We start from the raw sequence: 23022 nt of genomic DNA, 5'->3' as shown, positions 1-23022 counted from the left end.
GATGCTTCAGTGCCTCTCTGAGTGTGTCGCGTCCGACCGTCGGCGTACGAGTGGGCCCCACTGGTCCACTGCGGCCGAGGTCAGCAGATCGTCGTGCTCGTGGTCGACGACGTACTCGTCGACCACGCCGAGAACATGGGCCGTCCAGGCCCCGCGGCCGGTGCGCGTGCGGTTCTCGCGCGCCGCGACGCACAACACGTCGCCGCGGAAGGCCGGGTAGGGGTCGGCGGGCACGAGCAGTTCGTAGGCGACCCGCGTCCGGAGCAGGGCCGCCACCACCTCCTCGCCCAGTGCACCGGCCAGGTCCACCTCGGCCGGTGTCGCGCGCAGCAGATGCGCCCGCGCGGCCTCCTCGTCGAACCCGCCGTCCGCGCCCGCCCCGTCGGCGTGCGCGCGCGGCACCGGCGGTTCGGCGTCGACGAGCACCAGCAGATCCACCCGCTCACCCGCGCGCTGCAATTCGGCGGCCAGCGCGAACGCGAGCTCGCCGCCGAAGGACCAGCCCAGCAGGTGGTACGGCCCCTGCGGCTGGAGCGTGCGCACGGCGCGCAGTTGCTCCGCGACCACGTCCTCGAACCGGGTCGGCGCGGCGGCACCCGACAACATCGGGGCCTGGAGCCCGTACACCGGACGGTCGTTCGCCACGTGTGCGAGCAACGTCGTATACGGCCAGGCGAACCCGAATCCGGCGTGTATGCAGAACAAGGGCGCGAGATCACCGTCGGGCCGCAACGCCAGCAGGGGCGCGGTCAACTCGTCCGTGCCGGTGCCCCCGCGCAGCCGCTCCGCCAGGTCGGCGACCGTCGGCGCGGTCAACACCAGTGCCACGGTGACCGTGTCCGGGTCGGCCACGATCCCGGCGGCACGGATCGCGCCGACCAGGCGGACCGCGAGCAGCGAATGCCCGCCCAGGGTGAAGAAGTTGTCGTCGATACCCACCCGGGGCAGGGCCAGGGTGTCCGCGAACACCCGGCACAACACGGCCTCGACCGTGTCCCGCGGCCCTCGCGCGGTGACCGCCGCGGCGAAGTCCGGTTCGGGCAAAGCGGCCCGGTCGAGCTTCCCGTTGACGGTCAACGGCAGCACGTCCAGCGGCACGAACGCGCCGGGGACCATGTAGTCGGGCAGCCGCGCCGCCGACCAGGCGCGCAGCGTCTGCGGATCGGCCTCGCCGACCACGTAGGCGGTCAGCCGGGTCCCGTCCGCGCTCGGCACCACCGCGGAACGCAGCACGTCGGGATGGGTGTCCAACACGCTTTGGATCTCGGCGGGTTCGATGCGGTGACCGCGGATCTTGACCTGGTCGTCGGTGCGGCCGAGGTAGTCGATGATGCCGTCCGGCCGGCGCCGTGCGAGGTCGCCGGTGCGGTAGAGCCGGCTCCCGGGCGGCCCGAACGGATTCGCCACGAACCGCGCGGCGGTCGGACCCGGACTGTCGAGATAGCCGCGCGCCAAACCGATGCCGGTGACGTACAACTCGCCGGGCACGCCCACCGGTACGGGCTGGAGGTTGGCGTCGAGGATGTGGGTGGCGGTGTTGAGGATCGGTCGCCCGATCGCGGGCGTGGTGCTGTCCTCGGTGCCGGCGCCGAGCGTGTTGATCGTGTACTCGGTCGGCCCGTACAGGTTGTAGCCCAGCACACCCTCGGTGTCGCGCAACCGATTCCACACCGCATCCGAAACAGCCTCGCCGCCCAGCAACACCAGACACGGCCGATGCCCGCCCCGCGCCGGGTCGTCGTCGAGTAGACCGAGATCCAGGAGGTGTTGGGCGTAGGTGGGGGTGACGTTGACGACGTCGATCCGGTGCCGGTCCACATACCGCGTCAGCGCGTGCGCGTCACGCCGCAACTCCTCGTCGCACACGTGCACTTCGTGGCCCTCGACCAGCCACAACAACTCCTCCCACGACATGTCGAACGCGAACGACACCGTATGCGCCACCCGCAACCGCCGACCCGCCGCCGCCACCACCGGATCGAAGATCTCCCGACGATGATTGACCTGCATGTTCGTCAAACCCCGATACGGCGTCACCACACCCTTCGGACGACCCGTCGAACCCGACGTGTAGATCACATACGCCGGATGCTCCAACCGCGACCCGTCCGAACGCACGAAATCCGAACGCTCCGCATCCGACAGATCCGCCCCCGACAACCCCGCCAACTCCGCACGCACCGACGGATCGTCGAGATCGACGGTGTTCTCGCCCACGATCTCGCCGGCGGTGAGCACGCACACCGGTCGGGCCTCGTCGACCATCCACGCGATGCGTTCGCGCGGCAGGTCACGCTCCAGCGGCAGGTAGGCAGCACCGGTCTTGAGCACCGCGAACAGTGCCGCCACCATGTCGGCGGTCCGCGGCAACGCCAGACCCACCACCCGCTCCGGACCCGCACCCCGCGCCCGCAACAACCGCGCGATCCGATTCGACCGCTCGTTCAACTCCCGATACGACCACACCAACGGCACCGCACCATCCGGATCCTGCACCACCGCAACGGCATCCGGAACCAACCCCGCACGCTCCTCCAACAAATCCGCCACCGTCACCTCCGGCACCGGATGCGAAGTCGCGTTCCACTCGTCCACGATCCGCGTGGCCTCGGCGGGCGACAGCAGTTCGTACGCACCCACGCGGCGGTTCGGATCGTCGGTGATCCCGGCGAGCAGCCGCAGCAGCCGCTCGGCGAAGTCCTCGACGGTGGAGTGGTCGAAGAGGTCCGCCGCGTACTCGATGCCCAGCTCGACCGCGCCCTCCGGCACCACGGCCAGATCGGTCTCGCGGAAGACGAAGTCGAGGTCGAACTTGGCGGTGGGTGGGGTGAATCGTTCGCCGACCGGTGCGATGTCGCCGAAGCGGACCTCGCCCACGCCCTGGTTCTGGTAGCCGACCATCACCTGGAACAGCGGGTTGCGGCCGAGCGAACGCGCCGGGTTGAGTTCCTCCACGAGGCGCTCGAACGGCAGGTCCTGGTGCGCGAACGCGTCCAGGTCGGTGTCCCGCACCCGGGCCAGCAGGTCGGCGAAGGTCGGGTTGCCGGTCACGTCCGCACGGATGACCACCGTGTTGACGAAGAAGCCGATCAGGTCGCCGAGTGCCTCGTCGTCGCGCCCGGCCACCGGACTTCCCAGTGGAATGTCGGTGCCCGCCCCGAGGCGGTGCAGCAGCGCCGCCACCGCCGCCTGGTAGAACATGAACGCGCTGGCGCCCGCGGCCGAGGCCACGGCACGTACGCGCTCGGCGAGTTCGGCGGGGATCAGGCGTTCGACGGTGCCGCCCCGGTAGCCGGCCACCGTGGGGCGCGGCCGGTCGGCGGGGACCTCCAGTTCCTGGGGCAGCGCCGCCAGAGCGGTTCGCCAGTAGGCGAGTTGGTGAGCGTAACGGCCGGTGGGATCGGCCGGATCGCCGAGCAGGTCGCGCTGCCACAACGTGTAGTCGGCGTATTGCAGCGGCAGCGGCTCCCACGCGGGTGCGTGTCCCGCCGCACGTGCGGTGTAGGCCGCGGCGAGGTCCTGTGCGAACGGCCGGATGGACCACTCGTCGATCGCGATGTGGTGGAACACCGCGAGAAACACGTGCTCGTCCGGGCCGACCCGGAAGACCGTGGTCCGCAGCGGCAGCTCGGTGGCCAGGTCGAAGGGGCGGCGGGTGGCCTCGGCGACCAGCGCGGCCAGCGCGGGTTCGGCGTCGATGGCGCCGAGGGTGTCGGTGTCGACGAACTCGACGACGGCGTGCGCGTCCTCCGGGGCCAGGATGTGTTGGAACACCTCGGCGGCGCCGCTTCCCGCGGGCTCCTGCGCCGCGACACACAGCGTGCGCAATGTCTCGTGACGGTTCGTCACGTCCTGTACGGCGGCGCGGAGCGCCGCTCGGTCCAGGGTCCCGCGCAATCGGACCGCGATCGGTTCGTGGTAGGCCGCGCTCGCCGTCTCGAACTGGCCGAGCAGCCACAGTCGCCGCTGGGCGAACGACAGCGGCACCCGGTCGGGGCGCTCCTGCCGCGTGACGGCGGGTCGCAACGACCGGGCGCCCGCGTGGTCCGTCCCGGCGCGTTCCGCGAGCAGCGCGGCCAGTGCGGCGGTGGTCGGGGCGGTGAACACGTCCCGGATGGCGATCTCGACGCCGAGCGTGCCGCGGGCCTTGGCGGCCAATCGGGCGGCGAGCAGGGAGTGGCCGCCGAGGTCGAAGAAGTTGTCCTCGGCTCCGATGTCGGCGACGCCGAGCACCTCGGCGAACAGCGCGCACAGGGCCAGTTCGGCGGCGCCGGCCGGGGCCCGCGTGGGCGCGCGACCGACGCCGGCGTCGGGGGCGGGCAGCGCGCGACGGTCGAGTTTGCCGTTGACGGTGAGCGGGAGTCGATCGAGCGGGACGAATCCGGCGGGCACCATGTACTCGGGCAGCCGCTCGCGCAGGAACGCGCGCAGCCGGGGTACCAGCGTGCCCGCCTCGCGGGCGGCGGCGGGGTGGTTGGCGTAGCCGGACAGGTCGGCGCGGCCCGAACCCGTCGGTACGTAGGTGCCCACTACGGTGTTCGCGGCGCGCTCTCCGGCCACGAACACCGCGTCGAAGGCCCCGGATCCCGCGCTCGACCAGGTCGCGGCCACGGTGTAGCCCAGGTCCGCGCCCAGCGCGTACAGCGTCTCGGGCTCGACCGCCGCGTCGTCCGCCTGCTCGGCCGCGGTGCGCGCGTCGCGCGCCTCGGTGCCGGTGCCGCCGTTGGCCAGCACACGCTCCGCGGCGATTTCGCCCGCGAGTCGGGCATTGGGTACGGCTCGCACGCGCAGCGCGTCGGGCCGATCGTCGGTCAGCCGGCGGGCGACCGCGTCGGTGCCCTCGGCGGCGTTCCACGGCACGCTCGATATGTCGGCGAGGGTGGTGGCCGGGTCGCCGCCCACTCGGCGCAGTACCGCGTCGTAGCGGTGTCGGGACAGCTCGTTGTGCAGGTGCCCGCGTTTGATCCGCAGGTCGACGCCCGCGAGGTCGGGCAGCAGCTCGGTCAGGGCGGCGAAGTAGTCCGGGTGGACCAGGAGTTCCTTCTCCAGCAGCACGGCGCGCTCGATCGCGGCACGCACGCTCGCGTCGTCGGTGTCCGGTGTCGCCTGGCCGAGTCGAATCGCGCTGTGGAAGGTTCGGGCGAGCCGCAGGTTGCGCACGTCGCCGACGAACACCGCTCCGCCGGGCCGGACCAGGTCGAGCGCTCGGCGCAGCACGTCGGTGAGGTAGTCCAGGCTCGGGAAGTACTGGGCGACCGAGTTGATCACCACCGTGTCGAAGAACGCCGCGGGCAGGTCGCCGAGTTCGTGCGCCGGGGCGGTGCGCAGCTCGACCTTCGCGGCGAGTTCGGGGTCCCTGCACAGGTCGGCGCGCAGCTTCTCGATGACCGGGGCGGCGAAGTCGGTGGCCCAGTAGCTCTGGCTCGCGGGCGCCAGTTCGCCCAGGAGCAGGCCGGTGCCGACGCCGATCTCCAGAACTCGTGACGGGCGCAGTTCGGTGATGCGTCGGATGGTCTCGGCGCGCCATTCGCGCATGTGCGCGAGCGGGATCGGCGCGCCGTCATAGCTGCTGTCCCAGCCGGCGAAGTCCTCGGTGAACACCGCGGTGTCGATGGCGGTGTACTCGTCGGCGTAGATCTGCCGCCATTGCGCGATGTGTTCGTCGTTGGTGTGCGCGTCGACGGGTCCGGCCGTCTCGGGCACGACGTAGGCGGTGAGCTGTACCGCGCCGTCCGGGCCGGTGGTGGGCACGATCGCGCTGCGGGCCACCTGCGGATGGGTGTCCAACACGCTTTGGATCTCGGCGGGTTCGATGCGGTGGCCGCGGATCTTGATCTGGTCGTCGGTGCGGCCGAGGTAGTCGATGATGCCGTCCGGGCGACGCCGCGCGAGGTCGCCGGTGCGGTAGAGCCGGCTGCCGGGCGGCCCGTACGGATTCGCCACGAACCGCGCGGCCGTCTGTCCGGCGGCGTTGAGATACCCGCGGGCGAGGCCGATGCCGGTGACGTACAACTCGCCGGGCACGCCGACCGGTACCGGCTGGAGGTTGGCGTCGAGGATGTGGGTGGCGGTGTTGAGGATCGGTCGCCCGATCGCGGGCGTGGTGCTGTCCTCGGTGCCGGCGCCGAGCGTGTTGATCGTGTACTCGGTCGGCCCGTACAGGTTGTAGCCCAGCACACCCTCGGTGTCGCGCAGTGCTGCCCAGACTCCGTCGGACACGGCTTCGCCACCGAGCAGGACGAGCGCGGGCCGGTGCCGTCCGGCAGTGGCGTCCGACTCCAGGAGCCCTTCCTCCAAGAGGTGTTGGGCGTAGGTCGGGGTGACGTTGACGACGTCGATCCGGTGCCGGTCCACATACCGCGTCAGCGCGTGCGCGTCACGACGCAACTCCTCATCGCACACGTGCACTTCGTGGCCCTCGACCAGCCACAACAACTCCTCCCACGACATGTCGAACGCGAACGACACCGTATGCGCCACCCGCAACCGCCGACCCGCCGCCGCCACCACCGGATCGAAGATCTCCCGACGATGATTGACCTGCATGTTCGTCAGACCCCGATACGGCGTCACCACACCCTTCGGACGACCCGTCGAACCCGACGTGTAGATCACATACGCCGGATGCTCCAACCGCGACCCCTCCGAACGCACGAAATCCGAACGCTCCGCATCCGACAGATCCGCCCCCGACAACCCCGCCAACTCCGCACGCACCGACGCGTCGTCGAGATCGACGGCGTCGGGGGTGTCCGGGCCGGGGCCGCTGGTGAGGACGCAGACGGGCGCGGTGTCGGCGAGCATCCACGCGGTGCGTTCGGCGGGCACGTCGCGTTCGATGGGAAGGTAGGCGGCACCGGTCTTGAGCACGGCGAACAGCGCCGCCACCATGTCGGCGGTCCGCGGCAACGCCAGACCCACCACCCGCTCCGGACCCGCACCCCGCGCCCGCAACAACCGCGCGATCCGATTCGACCGCTCGTTCAACTCCCGATACGACCACACCAACGGCGCCGCACCATCCGGATCCTGCACCACCGCAACGGCATCCGGAACCAACCCCGCACGCTCCTCCAACAAATCCGCCACCGTCACCTCCGGCACCGGATGCGAAGTCGCGTTCCAGGCGTCGACCACGCGTCGGCGTTCGGCCGCTTCGAGGATGTCGACGCGGGCACAGGCGCGGGTGGGGTCGCTCGCGAAGGCTTCGAGGATGCGCAGGTAGCGCTCGGTCAGTAGCTCCACGTCGGCGCGGTCGAAGGCGTCGTCGTGGTACATCGCGCGCAGGCGGGTGACCTCGCCGGGGGTGATCACCACGGACACCGGGTAGTGGGTGGCGTCGCGCACCGCGTGGCCGAGGACGCGCAGTCCTCCCTCGGGGCCGAACTCGCGGTTCTTGTCCGGCAGCGGGAGGTTCTGGAAGACGAAGAAGGTGTCGAACAGCGGGCCGGCGCCCACCATCGCCTGGAGTTCGCTCAGGCCCAGGTAGGGGTGGTCGTGCAGGTCGGCCTTGTCGTCCTGGGTACGCCGCCACAACTGCGCGATCGGCTCGTGCGGCGCGACGCGGACCCGTACCGGGACGGTGTTGAACAGCACTCCGACGGTGGTGTCGATGCCGTCGACGTCGGGGTGGCGTCCCGACACCAGCGCGCCGAACACGGTGTCGTCGCGTCCGGTGAGTCGGCCCAGCAGCAGCCCCCAGGCGCTTTCGTACAGCGTGCCCACGGTGACGCCCGCCTCGCGGGCGCGCGCCGCCAGGCGGGCGGCGAGTGCGGCGGGCACCTCGCGGTGGATCTCGCCGGCCGACGCCGGGGTGGCGTCGTCGCCGGGCCGGCGCGGGCCGGCCAGGAGAGTGGGTTCGGCGACGTCGCCCAGGTAGGCGTACCACGCGTCGCGGGCCGCGTCCCGATCGCGGGTGCCCAGCCAGCGCAGGAAGACCCGGAACGGCGTGGTGGCCCGCGTGCTCTCGGCCTCGGCGTCGGTGTAGAACTCCAGGAGCGAGGTCAGCGCGAGGCCGCCGGACCAGCCGTCGAGCAGCGCGACCTGGGACGTGAGCAGGAGTCGGTGGCCGGTGTCGGAGGTACGGGCCAGGGCGAAGCGGATCAGCGGGGGCCGGGCCGCGTCGAACGGGATCTCCCGTTGACGGTCGGCGAACGCCTCGAAGGCGGCGTCGACATCGGCCCCGCCGTCGGTGAGGTCGGCGTAGGCGAACGGCACGGTGAACCGCTCGGGGATCACCTGGACGGGCCCGTCCTCGGTGCTCACAAAGCCCGCGCGCAGGTTCGGGTACTTCTCCAGAACCTGCCGCGCCGCGTCCGCGAGGCGATCGGCGTCCACGGGGCCGTCGAGGAACAGGACGGCCTGCTGTACGTAGATGTCGCGGGCCGCGCCGTCGAGCATCAGGTGGAAGAGCAGACCCTCCTGCAGCGGCGACAGCGGCAGCACCTCGGCCACGCCCAGGCCGCCGATCGCGGAGTCGAGGGCGGCGTCACGGGCGGCGAGGTCACCGGCCTGCGCGTCGTCCTCGGGTCCGGCCCGGGCCGCGTCGAGCAGGGCGGGTTCCAGTGCCGCGCGCCAGCTCCGGAGCAGGGCCGCGACGTCGAGTTCGGGCAGCGCCTTCGGGTCGGCGACCACCCGCAGCGCGACGCGTCGCCCGGCTCCGGCGGGCGAGTGGTCCACCCACAGGTCCAGGCGCAGCGGATAGCGCGAGGCGGCGTACCCGTCGCTCTCGCGGTCGTAGGCGAGCAGTTCCTCGTCCCCGAGGTCGGTATGGCCGTAGGCCAGGAGTACGCCCGCCTCGGGTGCGTCCGCGAGGGCTCCCGCGGTCTGTTCGCCGAGGTAGAGCGCCAGGCCGAAGTCGGCGGCGGCACGCGGGGTCGCGGGCAGCGCGTCGGTGTCGGGCGAGCCGGGTTCCAGCAGGGCGGGGAAGACGCGTCGCAGGTCGCCGACGGTGTGGGCGAAGCGGCCGTCGTGGCGGTCCCGGTCGTCCTCTACCACGTCCACGAACAGCGGCCCGGGGGCGAAGGGGCCCAGGATCCGCGCCGCGGTCGAGGCGACGATCGTGCGCAGCGGCGTCCGCGGGCTCAAGGGGCCGGTGTCGAAGGGGAGTTCGAGCATGGTCGCGGCGCCGGTGGGCGGCGTGTCCCAGGCTCCGGGTTCGCTCCCGGGCCACGGCGCGGGCGCGTCCAGGTCGTCCACCCGGTCGATCAGGGTGAACCAGGCGGTGGCCCGGTCGACCAACTGCGGGTCGTCGGCCTCGTGGGCGACGGCGCCGGCGTAGTCGGCGGTCGGCGCGGGCTCGGGTGCGATCGGTTCGCCGCGCAGCCCCGAGCGCAGTTCGTCGGCGAGGATGCGCCACGAGGTCCCGTCGACGACGGCTCCGGGCAGGGCGAGGACCAGCAGCCCGGGCAGGTCGGGGCCACGATCCACCCACGCGGTCGCGGGCGTTGCGTCCACCCGTGCCACCCGGGCGGTCGAGCGGCGGGCGTCCGTGTCGACCGTGAAGGTGCCGCACCACGCCGTCGGGCCGCCGCTGCTCAGGTCCCGGTGTCGGGCCAGGACCGCCACCGCGCGGGTGTGCGCGGCCTCGGGCGCGAGTTCGCGCGGGGCGACCATCGCGCGCACCGTCGGCGGCGCGTTCTCGAACGCCTCGCGGCTCCACAGCGCCGCCGGGGTGTGGGCCGGGTGGTCGTTCGAAGGGTTGAGGTCGCTCACATCGTCCGCCCGGTGTCCGTGTTCGGTGTGGTCGTCTCGTGGTCGGTGGTCGCGCCGGCTCCCGGGACGCGCGCGGTGGTCTGCGCGACCCACGTCGCCAGCAGGCTGCGCGCGTCCTCGGCGTCGACGGTGGGCCCGGCATGCAGGGTGAGCCGGCACCGCGTGCCGTCCTCGCCCGCCGAGACGGCGATCGCCGCGTCCAGCGGCCAGCGCGTACTGACCGCCGAGGGCAGGTCGTCGGCCCAGCCGTGGGCCGGCGCGTCGCGCAGGACGATCTGCGCGCGGGCCACCCGGCCCAGGACCCGGGCGCCGGATCGGCTCGCGTAGCGCACTCGGGTGTATCCGGCGCCGCGCAGGTCGGCGGCGTGCACGTCCGGCAACGCCCCTTCGCGGTCGAAGGCGAGCGGGTAGGCGTAGGCGAACGACCCGACCGGCGCCGCCGTTTCGCCCGATCGGTGCGGGTCCACCACCCGGTCGATCAGCAGTCTCTCCGCTTCGGGGCCACGCGTACGCAGCGCAATCAGGAAGGCCTCGCCGGCGGCGGCCCGAACGGCCTCGACGGGGCCGGCGCCGGGGGTGCCGACCACGGTGGCGGTCAGGAACAGGGGGCGGCCCGAACCCGTGCCTCGTACGGCAGGCGCGGGCGTCGCGTCGCGCAACTCCTCGGCCCAGAGCACCGGATCCGCGTCGATACGATCGGCGTCCGCCGGCGAAGCGTCCCCGGGCGTCGCGTGCGCCCGCGCGGAGATCCCCGGGCAGGCGTCCGCCGCCGCACTGCCGGCCCGCGCGGCGACCTCCGGTCTCGCGTCGGGCTCCGCAGCCGATGGCGATGGCGGATCCGCCCGCACGCCGGCAGCCAGTTCGTCCGCGATCCGTTCGACCGCCGCCGCGTCGAGCACCAGTGCGTGCGCGGCCACGAACAGGCGTCCCGGTGTCAGCGTCACCGCCAGCGTCGGCCCCTGGACCACGTCCAACGCGGCCACCGCCCGCGCGAGCTGCTCGGCCACGTCTTCCCGCGTGCCCTCGACCACGCCCACGCTCGGGTGCGCCTCGGCCGTCGACGTGGTGCGCCACAGCCGCTTGCCGACCGTCTCGATCCGCAGCCGCAAAATGAGGTGGCGACGGCTGAGTTCGGCAACGGCCGTCTCCAGAGCGTCCGTTCGCCCGGAGGCGACGGCCCGCACCGCGCACACGTGGTGGCCGTTCGGCCCGGTCCCGCCGTCGCGGAAGACGTGGGCCAGCGGCGGGTCGGCGAGCACGAGCGGTGCGGGGGGCGCCGTCGGGGCCTCGTCGCGGCGGGCGACCCGGGCGAGCGCGCGCACGCTCTGGTGCCGGAAGACGTCCCGCACGGTGAACCGCAGTCCGATGGAACGGGCCTTGGTCGCCACCAGCGTGGCCCCGATGCTGTCCCCGCCCAGTGCGAAGAACCCGTCCCGCACGCCGACGCGGTCCACCCGTAGCACCTCGGCGAAGATTCGGGCCAGTTCGGCCTGCGCGGGATCGCTCGGCGCGCCGTCCGCGGTCGGCGCGGCGACGGCCGGATCCGGCAGCGCGGCCCGGTCGATCTTGCCGTTGGCCAGCAGCGGCAGCACGGGCAGGACCACGATCGCGGCCGGGACGAGGTGTTCGGGCAGGTGATCGGCCAACTCGCCGCGCAGCGCCTCGGGGTCCACGGACGCGGCGGCGCTCGCGACCACGTACGCCACCAGCAGCGGTGCACCGGTCGGCCCGGGCCGGGCGGTGACCACGGCGCCCGTCAGCTCCGCCCGCCCGGTCAGCCGCGCCTCGATCTCGCCCATCTCCACCCGCACGCCGCGCAGTTTGACCTGATGGTCGGTGCGGCCGAGATACACCAGGGCGCCGTCGGCGCGCCGGCGCACCAGGTCCCCGGTGCGATACATCCGGGTGCCGGGCGGGCCGTACGGGTCGGCCACGAAGCGTTCGGCGGTCAGGCCGGGGCGGTGCAGGTATCCGTCGGCGAGTTGGGCCCCGGTCAGGTACAACTCGCCCGGCAGCCCGATCGGGGCGGGTCGCAGTCGGGCGTCCAGCACCAGGGCGCCGGTGTTCCACACCGGGCGTCCGATCGGCACGATGTCCTCGACCACGGTGCCGGCGGGATTCCACGCGGTCGCGGTGATGGTGGCCTCGGTGGGGCCGTACGTGTTGTGCGGCATCAGCCCGAGCACGCGGGCGCTGCGCCGCACGGTGGCCGGCGACAACGCCTCGCCACCGCACAGGAGCAGGCGCAACGCCCGTTCGGCCGGCGGCGTCGGGCTCGGGCCGCCCGCGGCTTCCACGACGTCGAGAACGGCGTCCAGCATGGGCGGGACGAAGTGCGCGACGGTGACCGCACGGGTGTCGATCAGTGCGGCCAGGTGTGCGGGATCACGGTGGCCGTCGGGATCGGCCAGGACGACGGCTGCGCCCTGGCACAGCGGCCAGAACAGCTCCCACAACGACACGTCGAACCCGATGGGCGCCTTGTGCAGGACGCGGTCGGCCGGTGTGAGCGCGTACTCGCCCTGCACCCAGGCCAGTTGGTGGGCGAGGGCGCCGTGCGAGACCAGCACGCCCTTGGGGCGGCCGGTGGATCCGGAGGTGTACAGCACGTACGCGGGGTGCGCGGCCCGCGGCGGTGCCGGGAGTTCACCCGGGGCCGCGGCCGCGGTCGGGTCGTCGGTGATCACGGCGACCGGCACGCCCCAGGGCCGCCGCGCGTGCGCGGTGTCGGTGAGCACGAGCGCCGGGCGGGCGTCGGCGATCGTCTGCGCCAGGCGTGCGGGCGGCTCCTGGGGATCGAGCGGCACGTACGCCGCGCCGCTCGCGAGCACCGCCAGGAGCGCGACCACCAGGTCGGCCGAACGGGGCAGTGCGATCGCGACCAGGGCGCCGGGCCCGACACCTCGGTCGATCAGCCGTCGCGCGTTCGCCCGTACACGAACCGCCAGTTCGGCGTAGCCGGTGGCCGTGCCGGCCGCGTCGATCAGGGCGGGTGCGCCCGGGGTGCGGCGGGCCTGGGTGGTGAAGCGCTCCACCACGGTCGTCGGGGGCACCTCGTGCGCGGTGGCGTTGACCTCGTGCACGAGCAGCCGGCGTTCGGCGTCGGTGAGCAGGTCCAGGCCGCTCAGGCGCGCGTGCGGGTCGGCAAGCACGCGGGAGAGCAGCCGGTGCAGCCGGTCCAGCAGCGTGACGACGCCGGTGTGCTCGAACAGGTCGCACGCGTAGCCGGCTTGCACCCGGATGCCGTCGGTGGCGGTCTCCACGAAGCGCAGGTCCAGGTCGAACATCGCCGCGCCCGTATTCGGCGCGAAGGGCTCGGCGTGCGCGCCGGGCAGCGCGAGTTCGATCTCCTCGGCACGGTGGTGGGTGACGGTGGCCTGGATCAGCGGGTGCCGGGAGAGCGTACGGGTGGGGCGCAGCCGGTCCACCACCCAGTCGAAGGGCACGTCGGCGTGCGCGAAGGCGGCCAGGTCGGCGGTCCTGGTGCGCTCCAGGAGTTCGGCGAAGGTCGGGTCGCCGTCAACCCGGGTGCGCAGCACGACTGTGTTGACGAAGTAGCCCACCACACGGTCGAGATCCTCGTCGGTGCGGCCCGCGACGGGCGCGCCCAGGAGGATGTCCTCGCCCGCGCCGAGGTGGTGCAGGACGGCGACCACGGCCGCGTGCAGGGTGGTGAACACACTCGTGCCGGCATCCTGGGCAACGTCGCGCAGGGTGTCGACGAGGTCGGCGGGCAGGGTGTGTTCGACGCTCGCACCGCGATGGCTGCGCTCCGTGGGCCGGGAGCGGTCGGCGGGCAGCGCCAGTTCCTCCGGCGCGTCGCGCAAAGCCTCGGCCCAGTAGTCGAGTTGACGCCTGGTCAGGTTGGTGGGCGTGTCCCGCGCGCCGAGGATCGCGCGCTGCCACGCCGCGTACGAGCCGTGCCCGACGGCCGGTTCGGGACGCGCCTGCGGCGGGGATCCGGTGGTGTGCGCGGTGTAGGCGGCGGTCAGGTCGGCCAGCAGCGGGCCGAACGACCAGCGGTCGGCGGCGCTGTGGTGCAGCACCAGGACCAGGACGCACTCCCCGTCGGCGGGTCCGACGAACACCGCGGCCCGCACGGGCAGGTCGGCGCCGATGTCGAAGGGGCGGGCCACCAGGGCCGCCACCTCGGCGGCGATCCGCTCCGCCGGCCACGTGTGGGCCGCCACGACGGCGCAGTGCAGCCGCGAGTGCGCGACGGCGGGGGTGAGTTCCTCGCGGACGGGTGTGCCGTCGGTGCCGGGCACCAGGAGCGTGCGCAGGCTCTCGTGCCGCGCGACCACGTCGCGCAGCGCCGCCCGGATCGCCTCCGGGTCGACCCGACCGCGCAGTCGCATCCCCAGCGGCAGGTTGTAGGCCGCGGACGGCCCGCGCACCTGTTCCTCGAACCACAGACCGACCTGCGCGAACGACGCGGGTGCCGGGTCGGATACCGGGATCTCGCGGACGCGCGGGCGCACCGGCTCGGCGGTGTCCAGCAGTCGGGCGAGCGCGGCGGGTGTGGGCGCGTGGAAGACGTCGGGCACGGCGAGTTCGACCGCGAAGGCGCCGCGCAGCCGGTTGGCCAGCCGTGCCGCGAGCAGCGAGTGCCCGCCCAGCGCGAAGAAGTCGTCGTCCGGGCCGACCCCATCCGGCGCCGGGTCGAGGAACTCGGCGAAGATCGCGCACAGGGCGCGCTCACGGTCGTCGGCCGGGACCCGCTTCGGCGCGGTGCTCGCCTGCGGGACGGGCAGCGCGGCCCGGTCGAGCTTGCCGTTGGGGTTGAGCGGGAACGCGTCCAGGACGACGTACGCGTCGGGCAGCAACGGCGCGGGCAGGGTGCGGGCGAGCTCGGCCCGTACCGCGTCGACGTCGATCGAGGTGCCCCGGGTGGGCACGAGATGGGCGCACAGCGCGCTCCCGGACCGGATCGGCACCACCACCGCGCGGGCGATGCCCCGAAGTCCCAGGAGTCCGGCCTCGATCTCGCCGGGCTCGATCCGCACACCGCGGATCTTGATCTGGTGGTCCGCCCGGCCCAGGAATTCCAGTTCGCCGTTCGATCGCCGACGAACCAGGTCGCCGGTGCGGTACAGCCGGCTTCCCGGCGGCCCGTACGGGTCCGCGACGAATCGCTCCGCCGTCGCGGCGGGGCGGCCGAGGTAGCCGCGGGCGAGGCCGTCGCCGGCGAGGTGGAGCTCGCCGGGCACCCCGATGGGCACCGGGCGCAGCGCCGCGTCCAGCACATGGGCGCGGGTGCGGGAGATCGGCCGGCCGATCGGCACGGTCGCGGACGCGGCGGGCGGGCGGTGGACGTGCGCGAGGCTGTCGCCGGCGGCCTCGGAGCAGCCGTACAGGTTGACCACGCGGGCGTCGGGCCAACGTGCGGTGACGGCGTCGGCCAGGGTGGTGGGCAGGGCCTCGCCGGAGCAGATCCACGTGTGCACGCCGGCCAGGGATCCCGGCGGCGCGGTGTCGAGGAGGGTCTCCAGAAGGCTGGGCACGACGGTGAGTACGCCGGCGCCGTGGCGGTCGGCGAGTTCGGTCAGGCGCAGCGGGTCGCGGGCGGTGGCGTCGTCGGCCAGGATCAGGGTGTCGCCGGCGACGAGGGCGCCCAGGAGTTCGGTGCTGCCGTCGATGAAGGCGAGCGCGCTCTTGGCCACGCGTACGCTCGTGCCGGGCGCGGCGGTGAGCGCGGAGCGGCCCCAGCGCAGCCGGTTGCTCAGGGCTCGCTGGGTGCCGACGACGGCCTTGGGGCGGCCGGTGGAGCCGGAGGTGAAGACGACGTAGGCGGGCGCCTGCGGGTGGATCCGCGGGCGGTCCGCACCGGGTGTCGCGGCGCCGCCGGATGCGGCGGGGAGGTCGTCGACGCGCAGCACGGGCGCCGCGTCGGTGGGCGGGGTGTAGGCGGCGTCGCACACCAGCAGGTCGGGTGCGGCGTCGGCGAGCATCGCGGCGACGCGCGCGGGCGGGTGGGTGCGGTCGAGCGGCAGGTAGGCGGCGCCGATCCGCAGGACGGCGAGCAGGGTCGCGATCAGGTCGGCGGTGCGCGACAGGGCCAGGGCGACGACGGGTTCGCCGCCGGCGCCGTTCGCGCGCAGGGCCTCGGTGAGGGCGGCGGCGATCCGGTCGGCGCGCGCGTCCAGATCGGCGTAGGTCCAGGTGGTGTCGCCGGCGCGGACGGCGACGGCCCGCGGTCGTTCCCGGATGGTGTCGTCCACGAGCGCGGCGACGCCGCCGGCGGGGAAGTCCTCGGCTTCGTCGACGGGTTGCTCGACGATCTCGTCCGCGGGGGTCGCGTCGATCAGCGCGAGCGGCGCGTCGGGTTCGGCCAGCGCGGCCGTCAGCAGCGTCTCCAGGTGGGCGAGCAGGCGTTCGATGGTGGCGGGTTCGAACAGCGGCGTGCGGTAGGTGGCCTCCACGAGCAGGTCCTCGTCCCGGAGGAAGCCCTCCAGGGCGAGGTCGAACTGGGTGGTGCCGTTGTGCACGTGCCGCCAGGAGGTCTCCAGGCCGGGCAGGTCGAGTTCGCCCAGTTCCTGGGTGAGCAGCCCGAACATCACGTCGAACAGCGGCGGCCGACCGGGGCGGCGCGGCGGGCGGACCTCGTCCAGGACCCGGTCGAAGGGGATGTCCTGGTGCTCGAACGCGTCGGCGCACACCGCGCCCAGCCGCACCGCGGTCCGGCGGAACGTCGATTCGCGGGTGTCGTCGGCGAGATCGGCGCGCAGCACGACGGTATTGCCGAAGTTGCCGATCAACTCGGCGGCGTGCGCGTTCGCCCGGTCCATCACCAGCGTGCCGATCGGCAGATCGTCGACCCCGGTGTAACGCCGGAGCACCGCCGCGAACGCGGTGAGCACGACGGTGAACGGGGTGACGCCCGCCTGTGCAGCGAACGTGCGGATGCGGGCCGGGAGTTGCGGGTCGAAGCGGCGCACGACCCGGCCGCCGCGCTCGTCCGGCGGGGGCCTTCTGGGGCCGTCGGCCGGCAGTTCGGGCGGGTTCGGCGGCGGGGTCAGCCGTTCGCGCCAGAATTTCGTGCCCGCGTCGTCCAGGGGCCGGGCGTGCGCCCATGCGGCGATGTCGGCGTACTGTACGCGCGGCACGTCGGCGGTGAACGCCGGCTCCGCTCCGCGGGCGCGCCGGTAGAACGCCGCGAGATCGCGCGCGAGCACGCCCCACGTGCCGCCGTCCCAGGCGATGTGATGCACGACCTGGACCAGAGCGTGGTCCTCGGGCCCGAAGGCGAGGAGTTCGTGGCGCACCGAGCGCTCGCGCGCGAGGTCGAAGGGGCGTGCGGCCAGGCGCAGCGCGACCCGATCGGCCTCGGCCTCCCGGGACTCGGCCGGAATGTGGGCGAAGTCACGCATCGGTAGCGGCACTTCGGGTGTCGCGGTGACCACCTGGTGCGGCAGGCCGGTGGGGTCCGCGTGGTAGGTGGTGCGCAGGACCTCGTGTGCGCGCAGGAGTTCGCGGGTGGCCACCCGCAGCGCGGCGACGTCGAGCGGGCCGCGGATCCGAATCAGCAGGCAACCGTTGTACGACGTGCTTTCGGGGTAGGCCTGCTGGTGCAGCCACAGGCTGTGCTGTACCGCGGACAGCGGCGCGGGCGCACTCCGGTCGCGCGGTTCGATGGCGTCGGCGGGGGTGTCCGGTTGCATGCCCGCTTCGGCCAGCAGCCGCCGGATCAGCTCTCGGCGACGGTCGGCGGCCTGGTTCGCACTCGTCAAGGCGTGGCCCCTTCGGCGCCGGTCCGAGGAGCGGCGAACTGTCTTGATCGATCGAAAAGCCTTGCCCGACTTAGGTTTGCCTAGCCTATATTTGTGACGCTCGGGGTGGGTGTCAAGGACGTCTCGGATGGACACCGTCGCACTCGCGTCCCGCGGACACATTCGTGATCGAAGGAGAACAGCGTGCGGCTGACCGTCGAGGACGTACGGCGCGACGTGGCGGAAATGCTGGGCGTGGCACCGGAATCCCTGAGCGACGGGGACGACCTGATCGCACACGGACTCGACTCGCTGCGCCTGATGCGCCTGGCCGGCGGATGGCGCCGGGCCGGCGCCCGGGTCACCTTCGCCGACCTGGCCACCGCACCCACCGTCGCGGCGTGGGTCGCGCTGCTGGCGGACGGCGAGCCGGCGGCGTCCGAGCCGGATCCGCTACCGACGGTCGAGCCGGCGGCGGAACCCGGCACCGGGTCCGGGTCGTTCCCGCTCGCGCTCATGCAACACGCCTATTGGATCGGTCGTTCCGAGGGACAGACCCTGGGCGGTGTCGCGGCACACCTGTACACCGAGTTCGACACCGAACCCGGCGCCGCCGTGGACCCGGCCCGGCTGGAGGCCGCCGCGCGCGCCCTGGTCGCCCGACACCCCATGCTGCGCGTGCGGATCACCGACGACGGCCGCCAGGAGATCCGCCCCACCGCGCCCGGCGACGTGCTGCGGGTGCTGGACCTGCGCGACGCGGACGCTGCGACCGCCGCCGAGCACCTGGACCGCGTCCGCGACGAGTGTTCGCACCAGATGCTCGACATCGAAGCCGGCCGGGTCTTCGACCTGCGGGTGAGCCTGCTGCCCGACGGCCGCAGCCGGTTGCACCTGGACGTGGACATGGTGGCCGCCGACGCGCTCAGCTACCGGGTGTTGCTGGCCGATCTGGCCCACCTGTACGCGCACCCCGAGCGGGTGCCGGCCGAACTCGGCTACGACTACCGCAATTACCTCGCCGCCCGTCCCCCGCTGCGGCGCGCCGCGGCCGAACGCGCGGCCGCCTACTGGCACGAGCGCATCCCCGACCTGCCCGGCGCGCCCGACCTCCCGCTGCGCGCCCCGCTTCCGGCCGACCTGACCCGGGTGACCCGGCGTCACCTGTGGCTGACCGCCGAGGAGCACGGGCACTGGTCCGCCCGCGCGCACGCGCACGGCGTCACCCCGGCGATGGCCTTCGCGACCGCGTTCGCCACCGTGCTGGCCGGTTGGAGCGCCGGCCCCCGATTCCTGCTGAACGTGCCGCTGTTCGACCGCGAGGACCTGCACCCGGACGTACCGCGCCTGGTCGGCGACTTCACCGGATCGGTGCTCCTGGACGTCGACATGTCCGCGCCGCGCTCGTTCCTGGACCACGCCCGCGCGCTCCAGTCCCGCATGCACCGCGACGCGGCGCACGCCGACCACTCCGGCCTGCACGTACTGCGCGACCTGGCGCGCGCTCGGGGCGAACAGGTGCTCGCCCCGATCGTGTACACCAGCGCACTGGGCCTGGGCGAACTCTTCGACGCCGAGGTTCGCCGCCTGTTCGGCGAACCGTCGTGGATCGTCTCGCAGGGGCCGCAGGTGCTGCTCGACGCCCAGATCACCGAGCTGCGCGGCGGTCTGCTGGTCAACTGGGACGTGCGCGAGGACGCCTTCCCGGACGGTGTCGTGGACGCGATGTTCGCCGCGTACCGGGAGTTGGTCACCCGCCTGGGCACGGCCGAGGCCGACTGGCGGGAGCCGATCCCGGACCTGCTGCCCGCCGCTCAGCGGGCCGTCCTCGATCGGGTGAACACCACCGACGCCCCCCGTTCGCGGCGCACCCTGCACGAGGGATTCTTCGCGCACGCCGCGGCACGACCGCACGCGCCGGCCCTGCTGTGGGGCCCCTCGGACGCCGACGGCGGCACGTTGTCGTACGGCGAACTCGCCGAGCGCGCGCTGCGCGTGGCCGACGCCCTGCGCGCGCGGGGCGTCGCGCCCGGCGAGACCGTGGCGATCACCCTGCCCAAGGGGCCGGAGCAGATCGTGGCGGCGCTGGGCATCCTCGCCGCAGGCGCGGCCTACGTACCGATCGGCGTCGAGCAGCCGACCGCGCGCCGCGAGCGCATCCACCGCACCGCGGGCATCCGGCTGGTCCTGGACACCGACGGCGCCGGTGGTGCCTCGCCGCTCGCGCCCGCGCTCGCCCTCGCCGAGGCCGCCGCACACCCCGCGCCCACCGCCGAGCCGCCGGTCCGCGTCGACGAGGAGAGCATCGCCTACGTGCTCTTCACCTCCGGCTCCACCGGTGAGCCCAAGGGTGTCGAAGTCCCGCACCGCGCCGCGATGAACACGATCGACGACCTCGTCGAGCGCTTCGCGCTCGGACCCGGCGATCGCGCGTTGGGCCTGTCCGCACTCGACTTCGACCTGTCGGTGTTCGACGTGTTCGGCCTGCTGTCGGCCGGCGGCGCGGTGGTCCTGCCCGCCGACGAGGACCGACGCGAGGCCGGCCGCTGGGTCGACCTGGTACGCGAACGGCACGTCACCGTGGTCAACTGCGTACCGGCGCTGCTCGACATGCTGCTCACCGCGGGCGCGGGACCCACGGCGGCGGGCCTGGGCGGCGCACTTCGGGTGGTGCTGCTCGGCGGCGACTGGGTCACCGTCGACCTTCCCGGGCGGCTGCACGCGCAGGTCCCGCGCTGCCGTTTCGTCGCGCTCGGCGGCACGACCGAGACGGCCATCCACTCCACCGTCCACGAGGTGCCGGCCGGCAGCGAACTCCCCGCCGAGTGGCGGGCGATCCCGTACGGCACGCCACTGCGCAACGTGCGCTGCCGGGTCGTGGACGCGGTGGGCCGGGACTGCCCGGAGTGGGTGCCGGGCGAACTGTGGATCGGCGGCGACGGTGTCGCCGCCGGATATCGCGGCGATCCCGAGCGCACCGCGGACCGCTTCGTCGAGCTGGCCGGGCTGCGCTGGTACCGCACCGGCGACCTGGCCAGGCGACTGCCCGACGGTGCTTTGGAGTTCCTGGGCCGCGCCGATCACCAGGTCAAACTGCGCGGGTTCCGGATCGAGCCGGGCGAGATCGAGGCCGCGCTGGCCGGCGTTCCCGGGGTGCGCCGCGCGGTGGCGGGCGTGCACGAGGGCGCCCTGGTCGCAGCGGTCGCCGCCGGGGTTGAGGTACGTGTGGAGCAACTCCTGGACGCGGCAAAGAAGTCGCTGCCGGTGCACATGATTCCCGAGCACGTCGTGCGGGTCGACGAACTGCCGCTGACCGCCAACGGAAAGATCGATCGCCGCGCGTTGGCCCCGCTGTGGGGACGCCGACCGGCGGGCCCGCCGCCGGAGCCGCCGCGCACCGACCTCGAACGGCTGATCGCGTCGGTATGGCAGGAGGCGCTGCCCGCCGGCGAGCGCGAACTCGGGCGCGACGACGACTTCTTCGCACTGGGCGGGGACTCGATCCTGGCCACGGCGATCGTTGGCCGACTGCGTGAGGTCCTCGGTGCCGGGGCGGTCACCGTGCGCCTGGTCTTCGCCGCCCGCACGGTCGCGTCCCTGGCCACGCGCCTGCGGGCGCAGGAGACCACGCCCGGTCGACTGGAGCGGATCGCCGGGATCCACGTGCAGGTCGCGGCGCTGTCGGACGAGGCGGTCGACGCCGCGCTCGCGACGCGGCCCTCCACGACGCCGTGACCGACGCCCCGGGCGACCGCCCCGAGGCGATCACCCGCCCGCACGACCACCACCGCTCGATTCCCTCGATCCCCTCGATCACGGAGCCCTCGATGCATGCCGAGAACACCATGTCCCTGCCCGGTTGCGTGCCGTGGCCGGACGAGTTCGCGCGGCGCTACCGCGCGGCCGGGTACTGGCGCGGCGACACGCTGGGCGCTCTCTCCCGCTCGTGGGCCAAGGCGTGGCCCGAACGCACCGCCCTCGTGGACGCCTCGGGCCGCGTCACCTACGCCGAGTTGCACCACCGGGTCGAACGCACCGCGGCCGGCTTCGCCGAACTGGGCGTGCGAACGGGCGATCGGGTGGTGGTGCACCTGCCCAACACCGCCGACTTCGCCGTCGTCCTGCTGGCCCTGACTCGGCTGGGAGCCGTCCCCGCGCTGTGCCTGCCGGCGCATCGCGCCCACGAGATCGGCCACCTCGCCGCCCTGTCCGAGGCCGTCGCGTACGTCATACCCGATATGTACGCGGGCTTCGACTACCGCGCCCTGGCCCGGGAGATCCGCGACCGGGTCCCCTCGCTGCGGCACGTGATCGTCGCGGGCGAGCCGGACGGCCCGGATCACACGGCGCTGGCCGACGTCGACGCCGAGCCGGTCGAACTCCCCGGCCCGGCACCCGCCGACGTCGCCGTCCTGCTCGTCTCCGGCGGAACCACCGGCCTGCCCAAGCTGATTCCGCGCACCCACGACGACTACGCGTACAACGCCCGGGCGAGCGCCGAGGTGTGCGGCCTGACCGCCGACGACGTCTACCTGGTCGCCTTGCCGGCCGCGCACAACTTCCCGCTCGCGTGCCCGGGCATCCTCGGCATCCTGGGCGTCGGCGGCACCGTCGTGTTCGCCGCGGACCCCAGCCCCGACACGGTCTTCCCGCTGATCGAACGCGAACGCGTCACCGTCACCGCCGTCGTGCCGCCGTTGGCCGACCTGTGGTCGCAGATGTGGGAGTGGGAGCCGGGCGACCGCTCGTCGCTGCGGCTGATCCAGGTCGGCGGCGCGCGGCTGAACGCGGACCTGGCCCGCACCCTGGGCCGGAGTCTGGACTGCACGGTGCAACAGGTCTTCGGAATGGCCGAGGGCCTGCTCAACTACACCCGTCTCGACGACGGCCCGGATCTGGTCGCCGAGACCCAGGGCCGGCCGCTGAGCCCGGACGACGAGGTACTGGTCGTCGACGACGAGGGACGACCGGTCGCCGAGGGCGAGATCGGCGAGTTGCTCGTACGCGGCCCGTACACGATTCGCGGCTACTACCGGGCCCAGGACCACAACGCCGGCGCGTTCACCCCACAGGGCCACTACCGCAGCGGTGACCTGGTCCGCCGCCTCGCCGGGGGATACCTCGTGGTCGAGGGCCGCGTCAAGGAAGTGGTCAATCGCGGCGGCGAGGGCGTTCCGGCCGGCGAGCTGGAAGAGCACCTGGCCACCCACCCCGGCGTGCGGCACGCGGCGGTGATCCCGCTCCCCGACCCGGTCCTGGGCGAACGCGTGTGTGCGGTGATCGTCCCCGCCGACCCGGCCGCTCCCCCGACCCTGCCCGACCTCAAGTCCTTCCTGACCGCCCGCGGCCTCGCCGCCTACAAGTCGCCCGACGTCCTGCGTTTCGTGCCCGCGCTCCCGCGCACCGCCATCGGCAAGACCGACAAACGAGCGCTGGCCAACGACTTGACCCCCACCCCCGACGCCCCGGAGAAGCCCCACCCGCACGCGCGCTGATTCCCTACCCGGACCCCGCCCCGGGCCGGCCCGACACGCGATCGGACCGGTCCGGGGCGATCCGGGTGTCCGAATCCCGCACACCAACTGCCGATTGGCGCAGA

Annotated in this window: 4 protein-coding genes; 2 read left to right on the top strand and 2 right to left on the bottom strand. The window is 73.5% G+C overall.

The genetic code is table 11. The annotated features are described in order from the left end of the window. Positions 1 to 6 precede the first annotated feature (6 nt). Complete coding sequence (locus OG948_RS50720) at positions 7 to 9714, bottom strand: amino acid adenylation domain-containing protein (RefSeq protein ID WP_331771844.1); 9708 nt, start codon at positions 9712 to 9714, stop codon at positions 7 to 9. Further along, complete coding sequence (locus tag OG948_RS50715; RefSeq protein ID WP_331771843.1) at positions 9711 to 17444, bottom strand: amino acid adenylation domain-containing protein; 7734 nt, start codon at positions 17442 to 17444, stop codon at positions 9711 to 9713. The genes OG948_RS50720 and OG948_RS50715 overlap by 4 nt, the downstream gene beginning before the upstream one ends. A 183-nt stretch (positions 17445 to 17627) precedes the next feature. On the opposite strand from OG948_RS50715, the gene OG948_RS50710 reads away from it, so the two are divergent. Next, positions 17628 to 21158: an amino acid adenylation domain-containing protein gene (locus tag OG948_RS50710; RefSeq protein ID WP_331771842.1), complete on the top strand. Its 3531-nt coding sequence runs from the start codon at positions 17628 to 17630 to the stop codon at positions 21156 to 21158. A gap of 92 nt (positions 21159 to 21250) precedes the next feature. After that, complete coding sequence (locus OG948_RS50705; protein ID WP_331773568.1) at positions 21251 to 22918, top strand: AMP-binding protein; 1668 nt, start codon at positions 21251 to 21253, stop codon at positions 22916 to 22918. The last annotated feature ends 104 nt before the right edge of the window (positions 22919 to 23022 follow it).

The sequence above is a fragment of the Embleya sp. NBC_00888 genome (genome assembly GCF_045207655.1).
Lineage (GTDB): Bacteria > Actinomycetota > Actinomycetes > Streptomycetales > Streptomycetaceae > Embleya.
This window is presented reverse-complemented; position numbering and strand designations above follow the sequence as displayed.